The sequence below is a fragment of the Tardiphaga sp. OK246 genome (genome assembly GCF_900188215.1).
Classification (GTDB): Bacteria; Pseudomonadota; Alphaproteobacteria; order Rhizobiales; family Xanthobacteraceae; genus Tardiphaga; species Tardiphaga robiniae.
On sequence record NZ_FZOX01000003.1, the window covers coordinates 171,281 to 193,821 of the forward strand.

General features: G+C 58.8%; 25 protein-coding genes and 2 tRNA genes. 7 read left to right on the forward strand and 20 right to left on the reverse strand.

The features are described 5' to 3' along the window. Window positions 1–18: 18 nt before the first annotated feature. From CHC01_RS13740 to CHC01_RS13795, 12 genes are all read right to left on the reverse strand, one after another. Window positions 19–897: an NAD(P)-dependent oxidoreductase gene (locus tag CHC01_RS13740; protein WP_141137102.1), complete on the reverse strand. Its 879-nt coding sequence runs from the start codon at window positions 895–897 to the stop codon at window positions 19–21. A 116-nt stretch (window positions 898–1,013) separates the two neighbouring features. Next, window positions 1,014–2,078 carry an ABC transporter substrate-binding protein gene (locus CHC01_RS13745; RefSeq protein ID WP_176454589.1) on the reverse strand — a complete coding sequence of 355 codons (1,065 nt, stop codon included), beginning with the start codon at window positions 2,076–2,078 and terminating at the stop codon, window positions 1,014–1,016. Window positions 2,079–2,173: 95 nt separating this feature from the next. Then, a complete protein-coding gene (locus CHC01_RS13750; RefSeq protein ID WP_089264870.1) occupies window positions 2,174–2,881 on the reverse strand; it encodes an ABC transporter ATP-binding protein in 708 nt (235 codons plus the stop codon). Window positions 2,882–2,884: 3 nt separating this feature from the next. Continuing rightward, on the reverse strand, window positions 2,885–3,640 hold the full coding sequence (locus CHC01_RS13755; RefSeq protein ID WP_089264871.1) for an ABC transporter ATP-binding protein: 756 nt from the start codon (window positions 3,638–3,640) through the stop codon (window positions 2,885–2,887). Beyond that, window positions 3,637–4,533 (reverse strand): branched-chain amino acid ABC transporter permease, encoded by an 897-nt coding sequence (locus tag CHC01_RS13760; protein WP_089264872.1) that lies wholly within the window; start codon window positions 4,531–4,533, stop codon window positions 3,637–3,639. Before CHC01_RS13760 ends, CHC01_RS13755 begins: the two co-directional genes overlap by 4 nt. Further along, a complete protein-coding gene (locus CHC01_RS13765) occupies window positions 4,530–5,465 on the reverse strand; it encodes a branched-chain amino acid ABC transporter permease (protein WP_210421673.1) in 936 nt (311 codons plus the stop codon). Before CHC01_RS13765 ends, CHC01_RS13760 begins: the two co-directional genes overlap by 4 nt. A gap of 60 nt (window positions 5,466–5,525) precedes the next feature. Beyond that, window positions 5,526–7,319 carry an acyl-CoA dehydrogenase family protein gene (locus tag CHC01_RS13770; protein WP_089264874.1) on the reverse strand — a complete coding sequence of 598 codons (1,794 nt, stop codon included), beginning with the start codon at window positions 7,317–7,319 and terminating at the stop codon, window positions 5,526–5,528. 7 nt (window positions 7,320–7,326) lie between these two features. Then, window positions 7,327–9,681 (reverse strand): 3-hydroxyacyl-CoA dehydrogenase/enoyl-CoA hydratase family protein, encoded by a 2,355-nt coding sequence (locus CHC01_RS13775; protein ID WP_210421674.1) that lies wholly within the window; start codon window positions 9,679–9,681, stop codon window positions 7,327–7,329. Between the two features lie 10 nt (window positions 9,682–9,691). Further along, a complete protein-coding gene (gene bktB / locus CHC01_RS13780) occupies window positions 9,692–10,873 on the reverse strand; it encodes a beta-ketothiolase BktB (protein WP_089264875.1) in 1,182 nt (393 codons plus the stop codon). A gap of 458 nt (window positions 10,874–11,331) precedes the next feature. Next, window positions 11,332–11,781, reverse strand: coding sequence for a hypothetical protein (locus CHC01_RS13785; RefSeq protein WP_089264876.1), 450 nt, complete (start codon window positions 11,779–11,781; stop codon window positions 11,332–11,334). A 43-nt stretch (window positions 11,782–11,824) separates the two neighbouring features. Further along, a complete protein-coding gene (locus tag CHC01_RS13790) occupies window positions 11,825–12,016 on the reverse strand; it encodes a hypothetical protein (RefSeq protein WP_089264877.1) in 192 nt (63 codons plus the stop codon). Next, the gene (locus CHC01_RS13795; RefSeq protein WP_176454590.1) at window positions 12,013–12,504 is read right to left on the reverse strand and encodes a hypothetical protein; all 492 of its coding nucleotides are present in this window, start codon (window positions 12,502–12,504) and stop codon (window positions 12,013–12,015) included. Before CHC01_RS13795 ends, CHC01_RS13790 begins: the two co-directional genes overlap by 4 nt. Before the next feature lie 383 nt (window positions 12,505–12,887). Here CHC01_RS13795 and CHC01_RS13805 point away from each other — a divergent pair, with 383 nt between their 5' ends. Both CHC01_RS13805 and CHC01_RS13810 read left to right on the forward strand, forming a co-directional pair. Beyond that, window positions 12,888–13,457 (forward strand): hypothetical protein, encoded by a 570-nt coding sequence (locus CHC01_RS13805; RefSeq protein WP_089264879.1) that lies wholly within the window; start codon window positions 12,888–12,890, stop codon window positions 13,455–13,457. 69 nt (window positions 13,458–13,526) lie between these two features. Beyond that, the gene (locus tag CHC01_RS13810) at window positions 13,527–14,120 is read left to right on the forward strand and encodes an AbiU2 domain-containing protein (protein ID WP_089264880.1); all 594 of its coding nucleotides are present in this window, start codon (window positions 13,527–13,529) and stop codon (window positions 14,118–14,120) included. A 338-nt stretch (window positions 14,121–14,458) separates the two neighbouring features. Here the strand turns inward: CHC01_RS13810 and CHC01_RS13815 are convergent. After that, window positions 14,459–14,544, reverse strand: a tRNA-Tyr gene (locus CHC01_RS13815). 244 nt (window positions 14,545–14,788) lie between these two features. On the opposite strand from CHC01_RS13815, the gene rlmB reads away from it, so the two are divergent. Next, a complete protein-coding gene (rlmB, locus tag CHC01_RS13820; RefSeq protein WP_141137103.1) occupies window positions 14,789–15,640 on the forward strand; it encodes a 23S rRNA (guanosine(2251)-2'-O)-methyltransferase RlmB in 852 nt (283 codons plus the stop codon). Window positions 15,641–15,763: 123 nt separating this feature from the next. Here the strand turns inward: rlmB and CHC01_RS13825 are convergent, their stop codons facing one another. Then, window positions 15,764–16,396, reverse strand: a complete 633-nt coding sequence (locus tag CHC01_RS13825; protein WP_089264881.1) for a hypothetical protein — start codon at window positions 16,394–16,396, stop codon at window positions 15,764–15,766. Window positions 16,397–16,445: 49 nt separating this feature from the next. Next, entirely contained in the window at window positions 16,446–16,871 is a 426-nt protein-coding gene (locus tag CHC01_RS13830; RefSeq protein WP_089265651.1) for a hypothetical protein, read from the reverse strand. Window positions 16,872–17,161: 290 nt separating this feature from the next. Here CHC01_RS13830 and CHC01_RS13835 point away from each other — a divergent pair, with 290 nt between their 5' ends. Next, window positions 17,162–17,425 (forward strand): hypothetical protein, encoded by a 264-nt coding sequence (locus tag CHC01_RS13835; RefSeq protein ID WP_089264882.1) that lies wholly within the window; start codon window positions 17,162–17,164, stop codon window positions 17,423–17,425. Between the two features lie 93 nt (window positions 17,426–17,518). After that, window positions 17,519–17,722 (forward strand): hypothetical protein, encoded by a 204-nt coding sequence (locus tag CHC01_RS13840; RefSeq protein WP_089264883.1) that lies wholly within the window; start codon window positions 17,519–17,521, stop codon window positions 17,720–17,722. Window positions 17,723–17,731: 9 nt separating this feature from the next. Here CHC01_RS13840 and CHC01_RS31930 read toward each other — a convergent pair whose 3' ends face one another. Beyond that, window positions 17,732–17,953, reverse strand: coding sequence for a hypothetical protein (locus CHC01_RS31930; protein ID WP_141137104.1), 222 nt, complete (start codon window positions 17,951–17,953; stop codon window positions 17,732–17,734). Window positions 17,954–18,103: 150 nt separating this feature from the next. Here CHC01_RS31930 and CHC01_RS32565 point away from each other — a divergent pair, with 150 nt between their 5' ends. After that, window positions 18,104–18,247, forward strand: coding sequence for a hypothetical protein (locus tag CHC01_RS32565; protein ID WP_175367983.1), 144 nt, complete (start codon window positions 18,104–18,106; stop codon window positions 18,245–18,247). Window positions 18,248–18,421: 174 nt separating this feature from the next. Beyond that, window positions 18,422–18,733: a hypothetical protein gene (locus CHC01_RS13850; protein ID WP_089264885.1), complete on the forward strand. Its 312-nt coding sequence runs from the start codon at window positions 18,422–18,424 to the stop codon at window positions 18,731–18,733. Window positions 18,734–18,793: 60 nt separating this feature from the next. On the opposite strand, the gene CHC01_RS13855 is transcribed toward CHC01_RS13850, so the two are convergent. From CHC01_RS13855 to CHC01_RS33080, 4 genes are all read right to left on the reverse strand, one after another. Then, window positions 18,794–18,868: transfer RNA gene (locus tag CHC01_RS13855), tRNA-Thr, on the reverse strand. Between the two features lie 1,448 nt (window positions 18,869–20,316). Continuing rightward, complete coding sequence (locus tag CHC01_RS13860; RefSeq protein WP_089264886.1) at window positions 20,317–21,036, reverse strand: outer membrane protein; 720 nt, start codon at window positions 21,034–21,036, stop codon at window positions 20,317–20,319. A 321-nt stretch (window positions 21,037–21,357) separates the two neighbouring features. Further along, window positions 21,358–21,789, reverse strand: a complete 432-nt coding sequence (locus CHC01_RS13865) for a hypothetical protein (RefSeq protein WP_244528494.1) — start codon at window positions 21,787–21,789, stop codon at window positions 21,358–21,360. A gap of 221 nt (window positions 21,790–22,010) precedes the next feature. Beyond that, entirely contained in the window at window positions 22,011–22,520 is a 510-nt protein-coding gene (locus tag CHC01_RS33080; RefSeq protein WP_244558357.1) for a His-rich protein BRANT, read from the reverse strand. Window positions 22,521–22,541: the final 21 nt, after the last annotated feature.

Sequence of the window (22,541 nt, forward strand, 5' to 3'; positions counted from 1 at the left end):
GGCTAAAAAACCTAGGCTTCAATACGAGCCGGAAGCAGCAATCTCCTGCCAGCGTTCGAAAACATTATTGTCGAGGCTACTGACGCTTTGCGCCAAGGCGCCCAACACCGGCAAAGACAGTCCGACGTCTTTCGACAATTGCTGACCGAGGCTTAAATCCTTGCGAATGATGTCGCCAAGCGAATCAAAATTCGCTCGCTCGTCCGCCCAGACACCGAACTCTTGTGCTATGTTCGTTCCCTCGACAGTGAAAAAATTGCGACCGGAGCTGACCTCCAGGACCGGAGCAATTCGTTCCAGTGATAAGCCGTGCCGCAAGGCAAGCTGAAACGCCTCCGCGCCGAGATAGTATATCGCAACACTGATTACATTATTTATCACCTTGACCAACGCGCCGCTGCCTGTCCCACCACACCGGAATATGCGCCGGCCCATTATCTCAAAAATGGGAGTGACGGCGTTTATGGCCGCATCGTCGCCTCCTGCCATGATGGTTAGCCGCCCGTCCTCCGCTCTGATGAGGCCTCCGCTAACAGGAGCGTCGATGACTTGCACGCCCGCACTTGCGAGTGCGCTTTGTACATCCCGGACGATATCGGGCGTGACAGTGCTCATGAGTACAACGATCGGCGGATTGTCCAAATCAACACCCGTCAGAAATCCACCCGTCGCCAGTAGCGCATCTTTTATCTGTTGGCCTGTGGCGACCATCACGATCACGACTTCGCAATCGGCGCAATCTCGCGGTTCCGCAGTTACTTGAGCCGTGTGGCGCGCGAACTGATTGCGAACCATCGGATTCAGATCACAGATTTTTACCGAGAGGCCCGCGTCTATCACACGCCTTGCCATTCTCCCCCCGATGTTTCCGGCGCCGATAAAAGCAATTTTATTCACGACCCTTCTCCGTCATGAAATCCAGATTGGTTTATGGGATCGTCATCTCGCCGGAATGCCGGGCCGCTGCTTCCACCTGAACCGCAGCGGCCGAAACCTATGCGAATTTGCAGTCTTTAGTTAGGCTTTACCGCTTTACCGTTTTTCAACTGAAGGATGACGGGAGCGAAGTGAGGAACGCGATCCTTGTCGACTGAATAGCGCCCGAACTCGCCGATGACGACCGGAACATCCTTCGCGTTGGCCATGGCCTCGCGGACTTGATCCCGGGTCGGCCTTCCACCCGCATCATTGGCCGCCTTTCGGATAGAATGGGCCGCAACTTTCAGCATGGAGTAACCTATTGCTGCCCACGTATCTGGAGGATTTCCGTAGCTTTTCGTATACTTCGTGATGAAATCCGAGGTGACCTCATTCGGCGTGAATGGAGAGAACTCCGCGATGAAATAGGTCCCCTCCACGGCGGCGCCGCCCGTTTTTATGAACGGCGCACCTGCCGCGTTCTGTGTGCTGACAATGATAGCGTCATCGGGAAGGCCGGCCTGGCGCAATTGGATAATGAAGTTCGCGCCGGGCTCCGGCAATGTCGAGACGTAGACGCAATCGGCGCCGGAATCGACGATCTTAGTCGCCAGTGAGGTAAAATCACTTTCCGTCGTTACGATCGTATCGTTGCCGTTGACCCTCGTCGCTCCCGCCTTGAGGCCCTCCGCGAACGCTTCTGCATATTCTTTGTACGCGACATTATCGCGGATAGAGACCAGATAGCAGGACTTCGGCTTCAGCTTTCTTGCGATGTATTCGCCTAGGGGCTTGACGAAATTCTTGGCATTTTCGGAGGATTTGAACGACCACGGCCCGGCGGCTAAAATTCCCGAGTGAGTGCCGTTGCTGTAAAGCGGGATTTTTAGTTCATTTGCCGCAGGTGCCGCTGCCAGCGCCTCGGCTGTTGAAGTCGGGCCGATAAAGATCAGTGTCGAAGGATCCTGCGCGAATTTGTTGAGCAGGGTGATGGCCTCCTGCTTGTCCGAGCGATTATCCTGATAGCTGACCTCGAACTTGTTGCTCCCCCAATAGCCTTCTTTCTCGAGGTCTTCCTGGGCGATCTTCATGCCATTCACGATGGGCACGCCCGCAAAGGCATAGGAGCCGGTCAGGCTCATCACGACAGCTGCCTTCATCTCTGCTGCACTAACCAGACATGGAGCTAGGCCTATCGAAATCGAGGCGACGGCGGCAACGCAACGTAAATTCATAAAACCTCCTAATTGGCTTGTCAGTGAACGTCCCCAAGGTAATGCGCGACCATCTGTGGGCTATCCGCGAGCGACTTGCTGTCTCCCTCAAAGACTATTCTTCCACGATCGAGAACATAGGCACGCGCTGTCATCTCAAGTGCCTTGCGTGCATTCTGCTCTACAAGGAGTATGGTCACCCCATTCTCGTTGATGCGCCTCAATGCATCGAAAACTTGCGTAATCACAATCGGCGCCAGTCCAAGGCTGGGTTCGTCGAGCAATAGCATCTGTGGCGATCCCATCAGGCCGCGGCCGATCGCCAACATCTGCTGCTGTCCACCGGAAAGCGAACCGGCGAACTGGCTGCTCCGCTCCTTCAGGATGGGAAACAGGTCGAAGACGTAGCCGAGCGAGTAGTTACGACTGCGCCCGTGCAACGCGGTTTCGCCGATTTCGAGATTTTCAAGCACAGTCATGTCGGCAAGTATCTGTCGGCCTTCTGGAACCTGGAGCAGGCCGCATCCTGCCGTCGTCCAGGGGTTGTTACTAGCGATGTCCCTGCCACCAAACTCAATCTTTCCGGATCGACTTTTTACGATCCCGCTGATGCTGTTCAGTAGTGTCGACTTTCCGGCGCCGTTCGAACCGATCAGCGCGACCATCTCGCCTTCCCCGACGTCAAGGCTGACATCCTTGAGCGCTTCGATTCCGCGGTAGGACGTGTAGAGATTTTGAACCTTCAACATCGTTCACGCACCCAGGTAAGCAGCAATCACATCTGGATTGCCAAGAACGTTTTTTGGACTGCCTTCGGCGATGATCTTTCCGCGGTCGAGGACGTAGAGGTAATCTGAGATGGAGGAGATGAATCGCATATTATGCTCGATAATAAGCACCGCTGCCCCACGGTCGGCCCAGCCACGGAAGACCTTCGCCATTTCGTCGGACTCAACCTCGTTCATCCCCGCCACCGGTTCGTCCAGCAGGATGACTTTCGGATCGGATGCAATCGCCCGCATCATCTCGACGCGCCGCTGGTGCCCGTAAGAAAGCGAGCCTGCTGGATGGTAAGCCAGGCCGCCCATGCCAAATTTCTCAAGCAAAGACATCGTCCGGTTGCGCGTTTCGTGCGTTTCTTTGCGGGATGCCGGCAATCCGAGCAAGTCGCTGACGATGGACGACCGTTCGAGGCGGTTGAAACCGACCATAACGTTGTCGATGACGGTTTCATCCGGCAACAGGCGAATATTTTGGAAAGTCCTCGCGACACCGCGCTCACCGACCACTGCTGCCGGGGCTTTTCCGAGGTTTTCTCCATCGAGAAGAATCTCGCCACTGGGAAGCGTCAGCATACCGGTGATCAGATTGATCAGCGTGGTCTTCCCGGCACCATTCGGGCCGATCACCCCGGTCACTCTCCCGGGCGGAACGTCCATGCTCACCTTGTCAGCTGCGACGACACCGCCAAACGCCTTGCTGACGTCCTTGAGTAAGAGTCCGCTCATGGCCGCGCCTCACTTGTTCCTGGCGATACCCGAGATGCTTGTGCAGCACGTCCGACGCGGCGGTGATGCAGGTAGTGCAACGCGCTGTCGACGACGCCACGCGGCAGGTAGCCGATCACGACGATCAGCAGCGCCCCGTAGATTAGCATACGGTACTCAGCCAAAGGCCGGGCGATCTCGGGAAGCGAAACGAGGATGACGGCGCCGGCGATAGGCCCCCATAGAGAACGCCTGCCGCCGAGAACCACGTAGGAAAGAACCGCAACCACCAGATGAAATCCGAACTGGTTCGGGTCAAGCGCGTAACCATGAAAGGCTTCGAGGGAGCCGAAGAGTGCGCCGATCGCTCCGGAAAGGGCGAAGGCGATTGATTGCTGGCGGATGGCAGAGATGCCTAGCGACGCTGCAACCGCCTCGTTCTCACGGACCACATTCGCAGAGCGCCCGAGTCGGCTCGATCTCCACGAAAGGATGACATAGCCCACTGCAACGAAGGCGAGTGCCAAATGGTGCAGTTCGACGACCTTCGGAATGCCGTTGAAACCATTAGCGCCACCCGTAACTCCTTCGAGAAAGAAGTTGAGCGAAAGCACGACCTGGACAAATGCGAGGGTGGCGATCGCCTGATAGACGCCGCGCAAACGCGCCAGCGGCACCGCCAGCAAAAGACCTAGCGCACAACCAGCGACCAGCGCGATCAGGATTGAGGCCAGAGGCGGGAACCGGTAGGTTACGGTCAAAATTGCCGCGCCGTAGCCGCCGACGGCGGCAAAGCCGGCGGTTGCGACTGAAAATACGCCCGTTCGCAGCACAACATACTGACTGAGCGCGTATCCGGCGTGCAGGATCATAAATTCGAACAGCGGACGGTAGGCGGTAAAGAAGTCGATCATCTCGCGTCTCGCAGGGCACCGGCCTCGTCCCGACCGAACAAGCCATTCGGCCTAACAAGCAGGATGAGAAAGAGGGAAGAGAAGATGACCACATCGGTCAGCGAAGTCGGAAGGTAAGCCGTGCTAAGCGTTTGTACCACGCCCAAAAGGAGCGCAGCCACGAGTGCGCCGGGGATGCTGCCTAGACCGCCGAGTATGATTACGATAACGGCGCGCAGGAGATACCCCTCACCCATCATGAAATGTATGGAGTTGAAAGCCAGTCCGACGAGGACGCCGGCCGCGCCCGCAAGCGCCCCGGCGAGAAAGAAGGTTTGCAGGTAGATCAACTTCGGATTGATGCCCACTAGTGTCGCTGCGCGCTCGTTACCTGCAACGGCTCTGATTTGTTTGCCGAAGCGGGTGCGCTTTAAATACCACGCAAGCAGTCCAACAAGTACGACCGCACAAACGGTTATGAATAGTTGCAGAGCCGACAGCCGCAGCCCAAAGAAGCGATATATCTCGACCGGAAACGTTCCGAAGCGAAACCTGAGAATTTGCGTTTGGGTCAGCTGCTGAGCAATTGTAACGAGGATGAGATTGGCACCAATTGAGGATACAATCGCCCCAAACTCCTCTTCCCCAGTGTTGCGAAGCGGCCGAAAGCAGATTTGCTCAACGACGACCGAAAGAAGGCCTCCGGCCACGATTGCGAGGAGGACGCCAAGCCATAGGGGCAAGCCGCTTTCAACAGCGTACAGCGCCACAAAGGTTGACGCCATGAAGACGCCCCCATGAGCCAGATTGAGAATTTTGTGAATACCAAAGATGAGGGTCAGTCCAACAGCAAACAGCGCGTATACGCCGCCGACAACGATCCCATTCAGCAATTGCTGTAGAAACATTCTTTCCCGCCTGTCCTGCGCCTTGCGCCAATGCGAGTTGGCCACGGCATTTTGCTGACATTATTATCAGGGAAGCAGCTTCCCTTAAGCAAGAAACGAAGTGCGTCACGCGACCGACCGCGAAATGGACTCTCCTGCCGGAAAGAAACTTCGCGCGACCGAAGTCAGCGTTTCCCCCGATGCGACGAGGTGCTCGAGAGCCTGGCATTCGGGCAGTAGCGATTGGGCGAAGAAGATGAAGCAGGAGGCAAAATGCCCCTTCAGAGGTGCTTCGTTTGGACAGTCGTAATAAGCACGACCGAGCAGCGCGCAGCTCGCAATCAACGCAAACAATTTGAGATAGTGGGTTGCACCGAAAAGAGCTGCTGAAGGATCCCGTTGGAACAACCGCAAGGTGGTCTCGGTCGCGCGGTCCAGCATCGCACACGTATCGGCAAGGGTTTTGCCTGAATTTGCCGCTTCAACATTGTCAGACTGCCCGACGCGTGTTGCAGTGTCTCGAAACTCTGCCGTCATCCGTCGCGCGATTTTGCCATCATCGGCCCTAAGTTTGCGCGATATGAGGTCTATTGCTTGAATGCCGTTCGTTCCCTCGTAGATGCTCGCAATTCTGACATCTCGCCATAGCCTCGCAACGCCGGTTTCTTCGACATACCCGCTTCCGCCGTGTATCTGGATGGCAAGCGATGACACCTCTATGCCGACTTCAGTGCAAAAGGATTTTGCCACTGGTGTAAGAATGTCAGCTTCCAAGGAAGCCGAGGCACGGGATTCTTCATCATGACCGGTCCTAGATCGATCAATCGCGTCAGCCGTGGCGAGTGCAAGTGCTCTTGCGCCGGAGGTTAACGATCGCATCGTCATCAGCATTCTCATCACGTCTGGATGATAGGCAATCGGCGACATTTTGATCTGGCTTTCACCTTGCGCCCTGCCCTGACGACGATCCATCGCGTGTGCGTAAGAAGCTTGGCAGGCTCTCTCAGCGGCTGCGACGCCCTGAGTAGCCACCGCCAACCTCGCCCGGTTCATCATAGTGAACATTGCGGCGAGACCTTTGTTGGGCTCACCGACCATCCAGCCGACCGCGCCCTCATGTTCTCCAAATGACATGACACAGGTGGGCGAACCATGCTGCCCAAGCTTCTTTTCAACGCCGCGACACCAGACATCATTTCGGTGTGGCAGAAGACCGTTGTGCAACATTTTAGGCACAAGAAAGAGGGAGATACCGCGGCTTCCCGGCGGCGCGTCGGGAAGCCTCGCCAATACGAGATGAATGATGTTCTCCGATAAATCGTGTTCGCCGTACGAAATGAACATCTTTGTACCGAACAGGCGAAAACTGTTGCCTTCTGCGGGTTCGGCGCGCGTCCTGAGACTGCCAAGGTCTGATCCAGATTGGGCCTCGGTCAATGCCATCGTTGCAGGCCATTCCCCGGAAACTATTTTAGCAAGATACCGCTCTTTCAGCTCGGCTGAAGCATGAGCCTGTAAAGTTTCGGCGGCGCCCATGGTGAGAAGCGTTCCCATTGCGAACGCCATCGAACCCGAATGCCAGAATTCGAGGCAAGCGGCGTTAACCGCGAGAGGGAGTTCTTGCCCGCCCCATTCGCCGGGCAATGCCAGCCCCATCCAGCCCCCCGCAATGAATTCGGCATAAGCTTCGCGGTGCCCGGGCGCTGTCCTAACCACTCCATCAGCGAAGTGCGTACCTACAGAGTCTAGTGCGTCATCAAGTGGAAGCAAAGTATCGGCGGCTAACTTGCCTGCTTGCGTGAGAATGACCCGTATCGTTTCCGCATCCACGACATTGCCGTCGACTGCACCTATCGACGAGCGCGCGGCGAATGCAGAAAGATGATATGCCGCCTCGTCCACCGGAGCTGTGTAAGCCATCTGTGCCTCAATTTCGCAGAGGTTTGTTTGTGGCCCGCATGTGCTCTAACCGTGCGAGTGTCACGGGTTCGCGCATGAGCTCCATAAAGGCCTGGAGTTCGAGGCGCATAAGCTCTTCCTCAGACAGCGCATCGGCCGATTGTTTTCCGCCAGAGATGACCCACGCTAATTTGCGCGCGATGATGATGTCTGTTTCGGTAAAACCCTCTAAACCCGAGAGGATCGATATGTTTTCCTCGAGCCGCTCGCGGACCTCGCTCCCGCCCGTTGGAATAGATACGATGGCTGGTGGCGCGTAAGCGCGTGACGCCGCAATGGCGCGCTCGCGCGCTACGGTAAAAACCCTATCGCGGTTCATTGCAATCGCATCTTTAGGACGAAGTATCCCTCGTGCTTTTGCGATTATCGCCGAACTCGTGACATCCGCTCTAGCAATCGTGTCGAATGCCAACTGAGCAGCTTCCGAAGCTTTCCCTGTGCGTTCGTACCCACGCAACAGCATTTGCGTAATGCCTCCCCAGCCTGGAATGATGCCGACGTGGCGTTCAGGAAATCCGGCATTGAGCTCGGAGTGAGCGACGATCTCGTCGGAATGCATCATGAGTTCGCAGCCGCCACCCAACGCCAGCCCCCCAGCCGCCGCAATCACAGGGAATGGCGCGTACTTAAGTCCGAGCCAAGCCTTCTGGCCTCGCGCAACGAACTGTTCCAAAGCATTCCAGTTGCCGTTTGAGGCGTGTTCGATGAAAACGTCAAGCTTGGCGCCGGCTGAAAATGCCCGACGGTTATCCGAGCCAATGACCAGCGCGGTGAACCCCTCCGGAATGCGAGCTAGTGCGATTTCAACCTGCTCAACGACGCCAAGGTCACACGCATTCATTTTGGTATGAATTTCAAATCCAGCAACACCGTTACCGAGATCCCAGATTGATGCTGATCCGTTGCCTGAGATGAGCGCGCCCGCTTTCTTGACCGCAGCGAAGCTTAATTGATCGACCTCTTCCCCAGATTCATACAGGTTGCCATCGGATCCGAGCGGTATACCTCCTGGATAAAAACCACCAAGCTCATTTGCACGCGTCAACAGAGCCGGAACCGTCCACCCTTGCGCATTAAAGCGATCAATTAACCAAGACAGTCCCACCTTGTCGGCAAGTTGGAACGGACCTAGCTTCCAGTTGTAACCAAGCCGCATCGACAAATCGATCGCAGCAACATCGTCGCTGATTTCGGGAGCCATCTCGGCTGAGTAGTGAATGAGGTGGGACAGCACGGCCCATGCGTATCGCCCAGCCTCATCTTCGCTCTCACAAAGCGCACGAAGATCACCACCACGCGCTTTGATATCGAACTGCGGTTTGGCTCTGCTACGATAACTCCGAGACGGCAGATCGAGAACTTCATCGATGCGACTGCCGTCAGCAGCTTTACGGCGATAGAACCCACCGGGTCCGAAGCGCCCGATCAACCCACGACTTAACAAGTCCATGAAGAGGGGCTCGACTGTTATATCATGTTTGCGGTGCGCATCCTCGGGCGCGAGCGTCCGCATTAGACTTCCCCATACAAGCGGCACGAGGTTGATACCGACGTAGTCGAAGAGCCCGAAGATTCCGGTCCGTGGAATGCCGAAAGGCTCGCCCATGACGGCGTCGGCTTCTTCCACTGACAGTTTTCGTCGCTCTGCCTCTACGGCAGCGACAGACATCCAGTAGTTGCCGATGCGGTTTGCGATGAAGCCAGGGGTGTCGCGGCATATGACGGTATTCTTGCCAAGAACAATCTCGCCGATTTCCTTAGCTCGGGCGAAAAGGTCGATTGCAGTCGCCGGGCTCGATACCAGCTCGAGAAGAAGCATATGTCGTGGTGGATTGAAGAAATGCGTGATGATGAAATCGCGCTGAAACGCTTTAGACGCGCCTTCGATAAGCTGCGACAATGGAATAGTTGACGTATTCGAAGATACGATCGACCCCTGTCGTCTAACTGCGTCGACCTTTCTATAGAGTAGCTGCTTAACTTTGAGGTCTTCGAAAACTGCTTCAACAATCCAATCAGCTTCAGCGAGTCTCGACAAATCATCTTCAATGTTGCCGGTCTCGACAAGGTTCGACAGGTCGGAGTGCATGAACCCACCTGCTTTAAGCTGTCTTTCGACGCCGTCTTTGGCAAGTGCGCTACGATCGGAAGCTCCTTCAGGCACAACGTCCAGCAAAAGCACAGGAATTCCGGCGTTTGCGAATTGAGCAGCGATACCCGACCCCATTGAACCTGCACCGATTACTGCAGCCTTCTGGATCAATGGAGTTCGGTTCATTTCTGCATAAGAGATGATCTGGGAAATTGGCTTGTTTTTGGTCATCGTGCTCAACTCAGTTTACTCGCTCTATAACCAACGCGATACCTTGACCGCCGCCGATACACATCGTTACGACGCCGTACCGCCCGCCGATGCGGCGAAGTTCGCTTAGCGCCTTTACTGTAAGAATAGTTCCCGTCGCGCCCAACGGATGTCCAAGCGCTATAGCACCGCCATTCGGATTAACCTTTTCAGTGGGAAGACCAAGAATGTCATTCACCGCTATCGCCTGTGCGGCGAACGCTTCGTTAGATTCGAATACATCAATGTCCTTGATTGTGAGCCCGGCCCGCTCTAATGCCAACGGAACTGCCTTGGTCGGGCCGATGCCCATGATCTCCGGTGGCACCCCTGCCACGCCCCACGAGACTACACGGCCAAGGGGTTCGAGGTTGCGACGCGCTACCTCTTCCCCCGAAGCAAGGACCACAGCGGCGGCGCCGTCATTAATGCCGGAGGCATTTCCTGGCGTAACGATGCCATTCTTGCGGAACGCGGGCTTCAGTTGCGACAAATCCTCAAGACTTGTGTTGCGGGGATGCTCGTCGGTATCGAAGACCCTGGTACCGCCTCGTACCTTCACGTTCACAGAAACAATTTGATCCTTGAAGCGTCCTTCGGCAATCGCCTTCGCTGCCTTTTGCTGACTGGCGAGAGCAAATTCATCAAGCCGTTGGCGGGTGATTTGATACTTTTCCGCGACATTTTCCGCCGTATCGCCCATCGCGCCATGGCCAAACGGGTCGGCCAACGTGTTTAGCAGCCAGTCATAGACCTGCCCGTTCCCCATCTTTCGGCCAAAACGCAGACCGTCAATCGAAAATGGTGCACGGCTCATCACCTCAGACCCACCCGCCACACAGACGCGAGAGTCTCCGGACTGGATCATCATTGCCGCCGAAATAATTGCTTGCGCACCTGAACCACACAGCCGGTTCAAAGTGAGCCCCTGCGCTTCCACAGGCAGGCCTGCTTCAATAGCAATTGTGCGGCCCAAAAACAGGTCTGCCGCTTCTGTTGGAATAACTGTACCGAAAACAGAATTATCGACGTCTTCAGCCGCGAGCCCGGCGCGCTCTATTGCGGCTTTTGTCACAACCGCGCCTAGTTGAGTGGGAGATAGCTCTTTCAGGCTTCCGCCGAAGCCACCAATTGCGGTCCTGGCTCCAGATAAAATGAAAACGTTAGTGCTCACTGTCAAACCTCATAACTTGATTGCCCATGACGGGCCGCTGATTATTTGCACGCGCACCGCCATAAAGCGGCGATCTGGCGTGCTTAGCTTCTGCAAACTAGTTCTGATGGTATCGAATGTCGGATGATCGGGGAAAGGCACGAACGGTTAAAAAACTGTCATAAACAGACAGCTTAACATTCGACTTCGTTGACGTTTTTTTTCGGCCACACTTATCAAAACGGAGTTTCGTCAAGCGGTGTGCTCTAATCGATCTTTCAAATGATCTGGTGCCGAACATGCGACGACCGGAATTGCTCTACCGCTACCGAAAAGCGGCCATCTACGGCTCGTCGGCGAGTCGCCGCAGACCGGCGTTCTTATGCTTCGACGTCGGCACCCGCAGGTCTTGAAGTTGATGACGAAGAATTCGAGCTGGGATCCGACGATGTCCTGCTCCTCGATGGCCAGGATCTTCCCTAACCATGCTCCGGATAGACGACGTGCTCGCCGACGGTGAAGCCGTAGGCCGCGGACTTCGGCTTCGGCGGCGCAGGCCGCGGTGCCGGCGGCGGCGGTGCGGGACCGGGCTCAGGCGCTCTCCCGCGCCTCTCGACGTGGACGCTCGTCGCATGGTGCCCGTTCGGCGATTGCGTGTTCGCCGGCAGCTTCATGCCCAAATCGATAAGGAACGTGATCGGCATCGACCATGGGCCGCGCTCGTTCAGTAGGACGTAGGTGTCCTCACCCTCCTTGCGGTGCGCCGTGCACTCGTAGGACAGCCCGCCGATGGTCTCGCCGAACAACTGGATGAACTCTTCGCGCCGCTTTTGCTTGTTCAGGAATTGGAAGTAGTTGCGATGCCAGTCGTCCTTGGACGGGATCGCCACGAAATGCTGTAGCCGCCATCCCAGCAGAGGGTTCATCATCTCCTCGATCTCGAGGGACCGCGCTTGAACCTGTCGAACCAGCTCATGACGCTTTCTCCCGGTTAGGTGACAGGAAGTCCTCCCAGACCAGGTAGAGTCCGAAGAGCGCCGGAAAGGCGCCGAGCTTGAGTGCGATGCCCTTGCCGCCGTTGACCAGCCACTCGAAGGTGGCCCAGCCACCGCCGACGATCAGGATGAGATAGAAACCGAGCGCGACCTGTCTTCGCGTGGTCATCTGCTGACGATCCCCTTGGCCGCCGAGATGCCCCATTTAAAGTTCTGTTTCTTGACGTCGATGTTCGTCTGCGGCGAGACGCGCCGGAAGAGGACAGAGCCGTGCCGCGGGATCTGCATCGTCTGCGTAGGGTCCGGAGGCAGCCCGGTGTAGATGACGCCCGGCGTCGGCGACCAGAAATCGTCGATCTGGATGAACTGGTTGTCGCCGACCCCGGCATGCACGTCGATCGTCACGGAAGTGATGATGTAGGCTGTCTTGTTCTCGATTTGGAAAAGGAAGCCCTTGCCGTACTTCTCGCCGAAGTTGGCATATTCGGCCCGTCCCCTGATTCCTACGAGATCGTCCTTCGGGATGTCCACCGACGACGTCCGGAGGCAGGCGACCTTGATGGATTTGGCGGCCAGGTCGGAGGTGACGCCTTTCATGTTCGTCAGAACGCAGTCGTCGAATGCCGTGGCACGCGCCTGCCCGGCCGCGCACGGCATCATGGCTCCGGCCCCGTTTCGGTACGTCCATCCCCTCGATTCCCACCCTTGAACCGGCAGTATGGCTGCAACCTGGGGAAGAGTCATGGGGTGGCAATGGCCAAGAGGACGAGCCGTACCGGTATTGCATCGTCGAGAGCTACTACCCGGCCAACACGGCCGGGCTCCATGGTCCGGTCCATATCAGACCGATTGCCGGCCAGCCTTTCCCCCCGCACCTGCACTGCACGTCGAGTGCTCCAAGGAGCTGTCGGACACTTACCGCTATAAGGTCGGCACCCGGTTTCGGATCGAGCCAAGCTGACCGATCGGCACGGCAGCGGCGATTTCGTCTATTCTTACTTCGGATGGCCCCTCGACGTCGTTGGGACGAACGAGACCTGATGTCGGTGACGCTGGCTCACATGGGCATGACGGTCCGGCCGGCTCTCCGCGCCTACATAGCCGCCGAACAAGGCTATACGCACGCCCAGATCGCCGTGACGCGCTTGCCTGTCGACGTAGAGACCGAGCGGGCCGACGCCATGCGCACCGCCCGCACAGCCGCCATGGAGCTGCACCACCTCTGCGACGTCGCCGCCCACGACCAGACGCTCGCCCTGGCCGATCCGGCGTCGGTCCGGACCGCGGTGCAGTCGCGCGTGCTCTTCCTCCGAGAGCCCAAGGCGCCGGTCCCCGACGACTTCCAGCTGCTCCGGGACGTGGTCGAAGCGTTCAAGCATTTCAAGATCGATAGACCCAGGGCCACGGTGACGTCGGCCGACGACATGGCAACCATCGGCACTGGGTGGGGCGTCGCACGGTATGGCGAAGGCAAGTACGGCGGGATCGATCAGGTAATGGTGACGAGGAAGGCCGGCGACAAGCGAGCGCTGTCGTCTATTCTGCAGAACGTTCACGACGCCTGGACGACGTTGCTCGGCGAACCGCTCCTGAAGATCGGCGAATACTGACCTTCCGACGCCGGGTCTTCATTTCTCGGGGGCGCATCATACGTTGAGTTGTAAAGAGAATGATGATTGATGAGCGATTTCGCCGACGAGCTCGAGCTGTTCCGGACCGAAGAGGAAGTCGCACAGCAGTATTTTTTCGGATACCTGGCGCTTCAAAGCATCCCGGGCCGAAATCCCGCCGTCCTCGACCGCATGAACGACCACCCGCTGTTCTGGATCACGACCCGTCACGCCCTCCTACTGTCGGCGTTCGTGGCTCTCTGGAGGATCTTCGACCAGGACCCTCGGTCGATCCACCACAGCGACAAGCTCCTGCGCTCGGTCTGGCACAACATCGGCGAATTCACGCGCGCGGAGCTGGCGAAGCGGAAGATCACCGGCGGTCTCGATCCCGCCGCCGCCTACGTGGTCGCCAAGTGCGACCTGACGCCGAAGGACGTCGGCGCAATGCGGAAGGAAGTAGCCGCCTGGCGGAAGGTCTATGAGGCCCGGTACCGCGAGATCCGCCACGGCGTCTTCGCTCACAAGGGCCTCATCAGCGCCGACTCGAACCTCCTGATGGCCCAGACGAACATCGAAGAGATGAAGCCGATGTTGGGGTCCTGCACGCCCTCCGCAGCGCGCTATGGGAGCTCTACAACAACGGTAGGCCGCCGGACCTGACGCCGGTCGCCTTCGCGACGCATCCGCAGATCCGATACCCAAGCAGCCACATGAAGCCGGGGGAAACGCGTCTTCCACAACGGTGTCGAAGTGCTGTTCGAAATGATTCCGCCGGACCGCCTTTGGACGGCCGTGCCCGGTCACCGTCGGGCATGCCTGGAACGCAGGCTCGATCTTGCACGGCACAACCTGGGTCTCCGGCACCCGGGAGAGATTCGCCGCCGGGGTGTGACCCAGTTGTGACCCACCCTATTTTGTGACCCAGTTCCACGCGAAACGCCGGTAAAAAAATACTCCCTGCCGGGAGTTTTCTCTACTCAGATCAGTGCCTTGCGGGATGGTGGGGGAAGAAGGACTCGAACCTTCGAAGTCATAAGACGGCTGATTTACAGTCAGCTCCCTTTGCCACTCGGGACACTCCCCCGCCTGACGCCATCGGAACCAAGCCCAACAAGACCTTGGCCCAACACGGCAGTCCCACCAAATCAGTGGCTGGACGGCCATGGATGACGTTAAAACGCGCGCCCGTAAACGGGCTCCCGGTTGGCGCGTTTATGACGGAAGCCATGGGGCAAAGTCAACCGACCCTGGCAGGAATATCCGCCCTTCCCGACCTCTTTCCGGGGCCCCAAATTGCCATTATTCGGCATGCGTGAGACAAGCCAGCCATGAGCGATCGAGAACGAAAACAGCGATTCCAGCGTGGACCTGACAAGGGACGCGACGGCCAAAGCAGTCAAAACCGGGATAAACCGCGCGATCAGGGCCGGCGGCCGCCCCGGCGGGGCCGGGAATCCGGCGGCGATGGCCCGGCCATCCTCTATGGATGGCATACCGTCACCATGGCGCTGGCCAATCCGCAGCGGATCATTCGCAAGCTGATTCTGACCGAGAACGCCGCCCGGCGCCTCGCCGAGGAGAAGATCGACACCCGCGTGGCACCGGTCCTGGTCCGTCCGGACGAGATCGATCGCCGGTTGGGGCCCGATGCCGTGCATCAGGGCCTCTTGGCCGAGGTCGAACCGCTGGAATCGCCGGATCTGGACAGCCTGTCCCAGGACGGCATCGTGCTGGTGCTCGACCAGATCACCGATCCGCACAATGTCGGCGCCATCCTGCGCTCCGCCGCCGCCTTCGCGGTCAAGGCGATCATCACCACGGCCCGGCACAGCCCGGAGGCCACCGGCGTGCTGGCGAAATCCGCCTCGGGCGCACTGGAACTGGTGCCGATGATCACGGTGCCCAATCTGGCGCGGGCGCTGAACGAATTGAACGACCTCGGTTTCATGACCGTCGGTCTCGACAGCGAAGGCACCGAGAACATCAGCGCGATCCCGCTGCAGCAACCGCTGGCGCTGGTGCTCGGTGCCGAAGGCAGCGGATTGCGACGGCTGACGCGAGAGACCTGCAGCGTCGTCGCGCGGCTCGACATGCCCGGCGAGATCAAGAGCCTCAACGTGTCGAACGCCGCCGTGCTCGCGCTCTATGTCGGCGCCAGCAAGCTCGGCCTGATGGGCTAGAGCGTTTTCGAGCGAAGTGGGTCCCGGTTCGCGTCAAGAAAACGCGTCAAATCAAGAATCCCTCTATCCAAACGAAAACGCCCGCCCGCATTGCTGCGAGCGGGCGTTCTTCGTTCGATCAGATCAGTACGCGCGGCGATGCTGCTGCGACTGGTGATAACCACGCTGCGGTCCTGCGGCGCGCGGCGCATACATCACCTTCGGCGCGCCATAGCGATGCGCCTGATGATAACCGGTGCGCGACACGTAGCTGCGCTGCGTAGTGCCGTAACGCGTGCGCGGCTGCATGCTGTAGCCGTAGCGATAGCTCGGGCGCGCACGATACTGGCTGCGCGACGGATAGCTGTAGATCGCCGGCGCGCGATAGGCCGGACCATAGGAGTAGTTCACCGGATTGGCATAGGGGCCGCCGTAATAGCCGCGACGATAGCCGTAACCGTAACCTTGACCGTAACCCTGGCCATAGCCGCGCCAGCCGATCGCGGTTTCCTGATAGGTCGGAACCGGCGCGAACATGCCCGGGCCGCTGAAGGTCGGGCCCTGGTTGGCGTAATAATACTGACGCGTCACCGGCGTCGGATCGGGCAGCCGCTCATAACCGGCGCCGTAGCCGCAGGGGCTGACATAGGCCTGGCCGCAAGGCGAGCAGCCGTTTGAGGTGAACAGGCCGCCGCCGCAGGCCATTGCGGGCGCAGCGCCGGCCGTGGCGGTGACAACGGCAAATGCCGCAACCCATTTTGAAATCACGTTACGCATGAAACTCTCTCCTGTCGGATATCTTTTTTCGTTGTTGGTGATTGGTCGGTCAGCGTCGGAATTCCGGCGGTGCGACGATGACCTCAGGTGGATTGAACGGCACTTCATTATGCCGCTCCATCGGCGCGGATTTCGCCGACCAGTGCTCGTGGAAGCTCTCGGCCGGCTGCGGCAATTTGCGATTGGCCGGCGGCTCGATCTCCAGACGCCCGTAGCCGGGCTTGTGGCCGAGGCTCGGATAGTAGTGGCCGACATTCGGAACCGGATCGACGTAACGACCGCCATAGACTGTCGGTTGAATATGAATGCCGCGCTGCAAGCCCCAATCGCCTTCGATCACGCGATAGGACGCATCGACGCCGTTGATGATGATCGGCACGCCGGGACGACCGGGCACGACGATGTTGAAACCATCGGCGGCTGCAGCCGGAAGCGTGGTCGCGATCACGAAAAGCACTGCTGAAAGGGTTCGCATGGCCATGTCCTGCATCTGGGCGGCACGATATTCGAACGCCTGGCAGGATGGGTTAAGGGCGCGGTCTAAACTGCCGGTAAGCCTAACGCGCAAGCATCAGGCGAAGTTCAAATGCGCGGGATCGCAGCGTGGATTCGTTAACGCAACGCGCTCGCACGGCGACCTGATCCCGGTCGAAAGACGTCAAGCGCGCGCCGCACACATCTTGCGCGTTGCCTTGGCAACGTGGTCTGATCCCTTCAGCCGTCGTTGTCGCAGACATCTGCAGTCGTCATGTCCGGAGAGCCCCGATGAAGTTCCTCAGTGCAGCCATCATCCTGTCGACGCTGGGCGCGACCCCTGCTTTCGCGCGCCACTGGAAACATCATCACAGCGCCGAAACCTTCGTCTTTGCCGCACCCGGCCAGCCCTACCGGATCCAGTTCGGGCACAATTACGGTCCGGGTCTGCAGCCGGGCACCTTCGCCTATTACGACGGTCCCCTCGCCGCCCGCTGCAAGCAATCGGCCGCGGCCTATCGCGGCCAGGACGGCCGGGCGTATCCCTGCTTCTGATTGAGGTTCCACAGGCCGGTTGACGGGTGGGCAGATTGGCCACTGCGATCGAACTACTCAACCTCTGCCGCGTTGCCGCGCCGGAGGTGGCACATGCCCTACGCGCTATTCGAAGACGACCAGAAGCTCAGCCAGGAATTCCCGACCGAGGAGGACGTCTGGCAACATGCCGACGAAGCCGGGCTCGTTGATGTTGTGGACGGCAAGACGGTGCTGGAGGACGGCTACACTATTCAGCCGTGCAGCACCGAAGAGGACACGGGCAAGCCGATCGCGGTACCGCCGGCAGTGACCTAGGAACGACTCTCACAATCCTTGGTTGGAAGACTGAGCGTCCTGAGCGCAGGATGGACGTTCCGAAAGTCCTGCCACCTCTCCAGGGGTGGTGGGGCTTTTGCTGTCGTAGCCATTGGTATGCAGTAGCCGCACGAACTCATCCATGGACGCGTTCAGTCGCCTGGCGCGCTCTTCAGATTCGGGCGTTGAGGTGCTGCCGAAAAGCCGGGTGATGGATTCGCGAAAAGTCATGCGATTCCCCTTACTCATTGAGACGCGCTTTGGTCGCGCGAACGGCAAATTGGTTCAACTCGCCGCGGGGCTTATTTAACAGTTTAACACACACGCCGCTTGACGGCGAATCACATGAAGGATTCTCTATCCCCGTTCAGGGAGGCGGAGATGGAAGACCACTTCACTCACCAGTATTTCAGCCGGCAGTGCTTCGAGCGACATCACGCACGCGAGGTTTGGGAGCGCGCCCTCTGCGCAGGCGCCCTGCTCTTCGGCCTGACGGCCTCGTTCGCAGCCTGTCTGTTTATTTGACGCCCGTTCGCCTTCGGCGAACCTCCCACAGCCAGCCGCCCAAAGGCGTCAGCAGGCCGCTTGGAGACGCATGGGCGCTGACACGACGACGGAGCCAGATTCTGCACTGTGCCCCGTTAGGCTTAACCCGCTGACGCGCTTGCACTAACGTCGCTCAATCTAAATGATGACGCCATGAATTGGGTCGAAGAGCGCGATCGTTTAATCGCGGAGACATTGGCATTTGTAAAAGAGGTCTCGGGCAACCAGCCCGAGCTGGCCGCGAAGTTGACCGTTGCGGTAGACGCCGAGATGAAAGCTGCTGAAAATCCGAAGCAGATCGTCCCGGAACCTGCGCAGCCGATGAAGCTGACTGATCTCCGGGAAGACATCCGCAATCGCGTGGCATCATTCAAGGCACGGCAGCAGGAAATGCAGGACAAGCGGGAGGCCGATTATCAGGAGGTCATCGCAAAAGTCCGGGCTACCTTGGAACAACGTTCATAGGTTGAACCCACCGATGGCGAGCCGGTGCGAAAAGACCGTTTTGACAAGTTATTGAAATGGTGGTGCCGGTTGAGAGGATTGAACTCCCGACCTTCGGTTTACAAAACCGCTGCTCTACCGCTGAGCTAAACCGGCAACAAGATCAATGGGTTAATTGATTACCCGAGATCGAAATAGGACGTCCGGATCAGTCGCCTGCCCGCGTCGCGCAGTCAGATATCAGAGTTGCCCGGCAAGGGCTACTCCCGCGCGCGCCAAACCGGCGCATGCGCTTACAGCCACGCGTAAAGCAGCAGCAGATTGACCGCACAGGCGGCCATCAGGGCGACCGTCAGTGCCACCTGCACCCCGTCGCTGCGGATATTGTCGATCATTCTCATCGCCCGACAACCATCAAGCGATTCTGGCAAGGGAGTCTCGAACCTTATTTTTCCCGGGATTCAGGACTCGTTTACTTTCGATTCCTGGTGCGGGGGCAGCGGAGAGCTCGACTGTCTAATGCCCCGCGCTCGTCATTCCGGGGCGCGCGTCGCCGGCGAAGCCGGCAGAGCGCGAACCCGGAATCCCGCTGTGTTTGGCGCGATCGTAGACTCCCACGCTGAGATTCCGGGTTCGCGTCCGGCAAGTGCCGGCCGCGCCCCGGAATGACAATTTGTGGCCGGGGACGCGCTAAACATTTTTTCCTATCTAGTGTTGACAATATCCCCGTCAGGTTTATATTCCCCTCTGTCCTGCCCCACCGAGAGGGGCGATCGCGATCGTCACGTTCGCGGGGTGGGATGCGGTGGACGCCGGAGATGCGGCGTTACGCGGTTTGGGGGTGACGTCTGTCTTCGGGCAGGACGGATCTGCGCCAGCACTGCCACTGGCAAGGAGACGGCCGACCTTGGGATGGAAAGAGCCCTGGACAGTGTGACGGACGACCAAATCGAAACGCGTTCGGCCAAGTGCTTTGCGGCTACCCTGTCCCTCCGCCCTGGGACATTAATTTTGGCGATGGGACCGTTCGCCATGGCAGATGTGCAGGCAACCGAAAAAACACCGCAGGCGGAACGTCGGGCACTTGCTCGGCGCCTCCGAAAGTCCTGATGCACACTAGATTGCGGAAGACCGCATCGCATCAGGCCCAAGGGTGCAACGGGCACCCGGCGTTCCGCACGCCCTCTCACAAGGGGGCGGGAATGCAAGCGACGACGGCGCCCCCGCGCCGCAAACAATGGGGGCGATGACGCATGTCTGAAGGGCCGTGGCTGTTTGACAGTTGAATCCGCGATGGCGCGCAGGCGCCGGAGGCATCCCTCCCTCAAGCATTGCGTAGCAATGCGCAGTGGGGTCTGGCGGACGAACTCGTCCGCCATGGGTCGGCCGAGCGAGGCGATGCGAAGCATCGACGAAGTGGAGGCCGGGGTGGGGTGCCTCCGCAAGCGCTGAGCCAGTGGAAGCACCCCACCCGTTTGGCCTTCGGCCAGCCACCCTCCCCACTGCGCGGCTTGAGGGAGGGAAAGAAAGACAACGACCCCCAAACAAAAAGGCCGGCGTGATGCCGGCCTTTCCGTCGAAGATTGAAGCGGCTTCGTACTTGCTCAGTACTTGGCGACCACCGGGCCGCCCCAGCCGAAGCGATAGTTCAGACCGGCCTTGATGGTGTGCTCGTCGTTGTTGAAGCTGGTCGAGCCGCCGGGAATGGCCGTCGAGGTGATCGTGGTGTTGCCGAAGTTGTAGTACTGATATTCGACCTTGCCCGACCAGTTCGGCGAGAACATGTATTCGAGACCGCCACCGACCGTGTAGCCGTCCTTCTTGTTGCCATCGATGACAGCAACCGCGGGAGCCACGGCGGCAATGGTCAGATTGTTGTTATCCTTCCAGGCGTAACCGCCCTTGGCGTAAAGCAGTGCCGGACCCCAGGTGTAACCGAGACGACCGGTGACCGAGCCGAGCTGATCGTTACCGCCGCCCGTGATGGTCGTGCCATTCGGGAAGACGAGGCTGGTATTGCTGCTCGCCAGCCAGCTGTACTGGGCTTCGACACCGACCACCCAGTTGGTGGCGAACTGATAGTCGAAGCCGCCCTGCACACCGCCCATGAACCGGCCGCTATCGCCGACGAGGCTGTTGCCGTCACCGAAGGCGCCGCCGAGATGGCCGCCGATGTAGAAACCGGTCCAATTGTAGACCAAAGCCGGCGCCGTATAGGCCGGGGCCTTGGTATAGGTCCGCGCCGGAAGGTCGGCAGCGAAGGCTGAAGACGAGATCGCGGCCACGGCAACGATGGCCGACGCGCTGAGCAAAAGCTTCTTCATGGTTGTTCCCCTGTGTTGCGTAATGACCATCGAAAAACAACGTGGCGGCAGTTTGGTTGCTTCACGGCAGGCGTTGCCACATCGATGTTTGCCGACTGCGACAAAGCAGCAACACTTTTGGATTTATTCATTTTCAGGCGGTGCGAAATGGCTTTTGGTTCAGCGCTCACGTGAACTTGATCGGGTTTTTCAGTGTCCAGATACCCACGTCGGGCTGCGGCAATCTTGTGGCGACGTTGCGGTCAGTTGAGGGCGCCAACGCCGGCATCGTGCGTGCTCGCATCGAGCACCGACAGCAGATCTAAAGAGCTGCCAACAACGCTACCGCGTCATCTTTTCCATTTCGGGGAACGGCGCGTAGGTGGCGCCGGCGCAGGCTTCGGTGACATTCTCGACAATGCGATCGAGGCGCTTGTCGACATAGGATACCGCCCGCTCCTGCGGCGCGGTGTATTTGCCGTCGAAATCCTTCGCCGTGTAGCGCACGCAGCTGACATAGCGCAGCCGGCCGCCCACGGTGCGTTGCACCGGCTCCGCCATCATGGCGTCACGAACGCCGACCGGATTGTTCAGATAGGTCTTGAAGAACGCCAGAAGGTCCACGCGATAATTGGTCGGAAATGGCTGCGCGGCAACGCCCTGGTCATCCGTGAAGCTGATGCCACCGGCGCCGCCTCCTCCGCATGCTGCAAGCCACAGCGGCAACAGCACCGCTGCTGCCTGTTTCGCCGATATTCCCAAATGCCGTCTCATCCGTCGTGCCGTCTCAATTACGCAGGCGTGTCCCCGTCATGCCTGTCCTAGACGGTTCGCCCGGGAATTGGAATTCGCATCTCGGTGACGGACACGCGCGAACGAACCAGCCTGCTGCACCTCAGGGATGTTATGCATCCCAGGGGATAGGCGCAGCAGGCCGGCCGTTGAAACTCCGCGATCGCGGCTGGGCAATATGAGGCCGCGACCGCGGAGCCCCCTCAGCCGCGCTTGTGCACGACTGTGGTCTGGATGGCGGTGTGCTTGTGAACTTTGTGAACGCTCATCTTCTTGTGGAAGCGATGATGAGGACGGGCATGGCGGTGATGATGGCGGACCATTTTCGCATTTGCGTTCAGCACGCCCGGCTTGGCCTGCACCTTGTTATCGGCCGACGTCACCGGCTTGGTGATCGGCGCCGGCGTGGTCTTGGCGATACCGGCAGCCATCGCGGGAGCGGCAAGCATGGAAACTACGATCAACGCGGTGGAAATTTTCTTCAACATGGTCGTCTCCTGTCGGTCTCGATCACGAAGTTGACCGGTCGGTTGGCCGGGCTTGTCGATCAATGCAGTCAGACTAGCGACGCTGTGCTGAACCCACTCTGAGGAAGCCGGACAGGCTTCGTTCATCTCGGTGACATCCTCGTCATGATCGGCTGGGTCAGGCGTCCTGCCCCAAGTCTGCTGCCACAAGTCTGCTCCCATGCCGGCAAAGGCGGGAATGAACACCCACGCCCGGTGTTCACAACC

Coding starts and splice junctions, on each gene's coding strand:
- CHC01_RS13750 (WP_089264870.1), bottom strand. CDS start 2,881: ATGTTGAAGGTTCAAAATCTCTACACGTCCTACCGCGGAATCGAAGCG.
- CHC01_RS13760 (WP_089264872.1), bottom strand. CDS start 4,533: ATGATCGACTTCTTTACCGCCTACCGTCCGCTGTTCGAATTTATGATC.
- CHC01_RS13785 (WP_089264876.1), bottom strand. CDS start 11,781: ATGATGAACCCTCTGCTGGGATGGCGGCTACAGCATTTCGTGGCGATC.
- CHC01_RS13830 (WP_089265651.1), bottom strand. CDS start 16,871: ATGCGAACCCTTTCAGCAGTGCTTTTCGTGATCGCGACCACGCTTCCG.
- CHC01_RS13805 (WP_089264879.1), top strand. CDS start 12,888: ATGTCGGTGACGCTGGCTCACATGGGCATGACGGTCCGGCCGGCTCTC.
- CHC01_RS13835 (WP_089264882.1), top strand. CDS start 17,162: ATGAAGTTCCTCAGTGCAGCCATCATCCTGTCGACGCTGGGCGCGACC.
- CHC01_RS13850 (WP_089264885.1), top strand. CDS start 18,422: ATGAATTGGGTCGAAGAGCGCGATCGTTTAATCGCGGAGACATTGGCA.
- rlmB (WP_141137103.1), top strand. CDS start 14,789: ATGAGCGATCGAGAACGAAAACAGCGATTCCAGCGTGGACCTGACAAG.
- CHC01_RS31930 (WP_141137104.1), bottom strand. CDS start 17,953: ATGACTTTTCGCGAATCCATCACCCGGCTTTTCGGCAGCACCTCAACG.
- CHC01_RS32565 (WP_175367983.1), top strand. CDS start 18,104: ATGGAAGACCACTTCACTCACCAGTATTTCAGCCGGCAGTGCTTCGAG.
- CHC01_RS13865 (WP_244528494.1), bottom strand. CDS start 21,789: ATGAGACGGCATTTGGGAATATCGGCGAAACAGGCAGCAGCGGTGCTG.
- CHC01_RS13810 (WP_089264880.1), top strand. CDS start 13,527: ATGAGCGATTTCGCCGACGAGCTCGAGCTGTTCCGGACCGAAGAGGAA.
- CHC01_RS13745 (WP_176454589.1), bottom strand. CDS start 2,078: ATGAAGGCAGCTGTCGTGATGAGCCTGACCGGCTCCTATGCCTTTGCG.
- CHC01_RS13840 (WP_089264883.1), top strand. CDS start 17,519: ATGCCCTACGCGCTATTCGAAGACGACCAGAAGCTCAGCCAGGAATTC.
- CHC01_RS13755 (WP_089264871.1), bottom strand. CDS start 3,640: ATGAGCGGACTCTTACTCAAGGACGTCAGCAAGGCGTTTGGCGGTGTC.
- CHC01_RS13770 (WP_089264874.1), bottom strand. CDS start 7,319: ATGGCTTACACAGCTCCGGTGGACGAGGCGGCATATCATCTTTCTGCA.
- CHC01_RS13775 (WP_210421674.1), bottom strand. CDS start 9,681: ATGACCAAAAACAAGCCAATTTCCCAGATCATCTCTTATGCAGAAATG.
- CHC01_RS13790 (WP_089264877.1), bottom strand. CDS start 12,016: ATGACCACGCGAAGACAGGTCGCGCTCGGTTTCTATCTCATCCTGATC.
- CHC01_RS13795 (WP_176454590.1), bottom strand. CDS start 12,504: ATGCCGTGCGCGGCCGGGCAGGCGCGTGCCACGGCATTCGACGACTGC.
- CHC01_RS13860 (WP_089264886.1), bottom strand. CDS start 21,036: ATGAAGAAGCTTTTGCTCAGCGCGTCGGCCATCGTTGCCGTGGCCGCG.
- CHC01_RS13825 (WP_089264881.1), bottom strand. CDS start 16,396: ATGCGTAACGTGATTTCAAAATGGGTTGCGGCATTTGCCGTTGTCACC.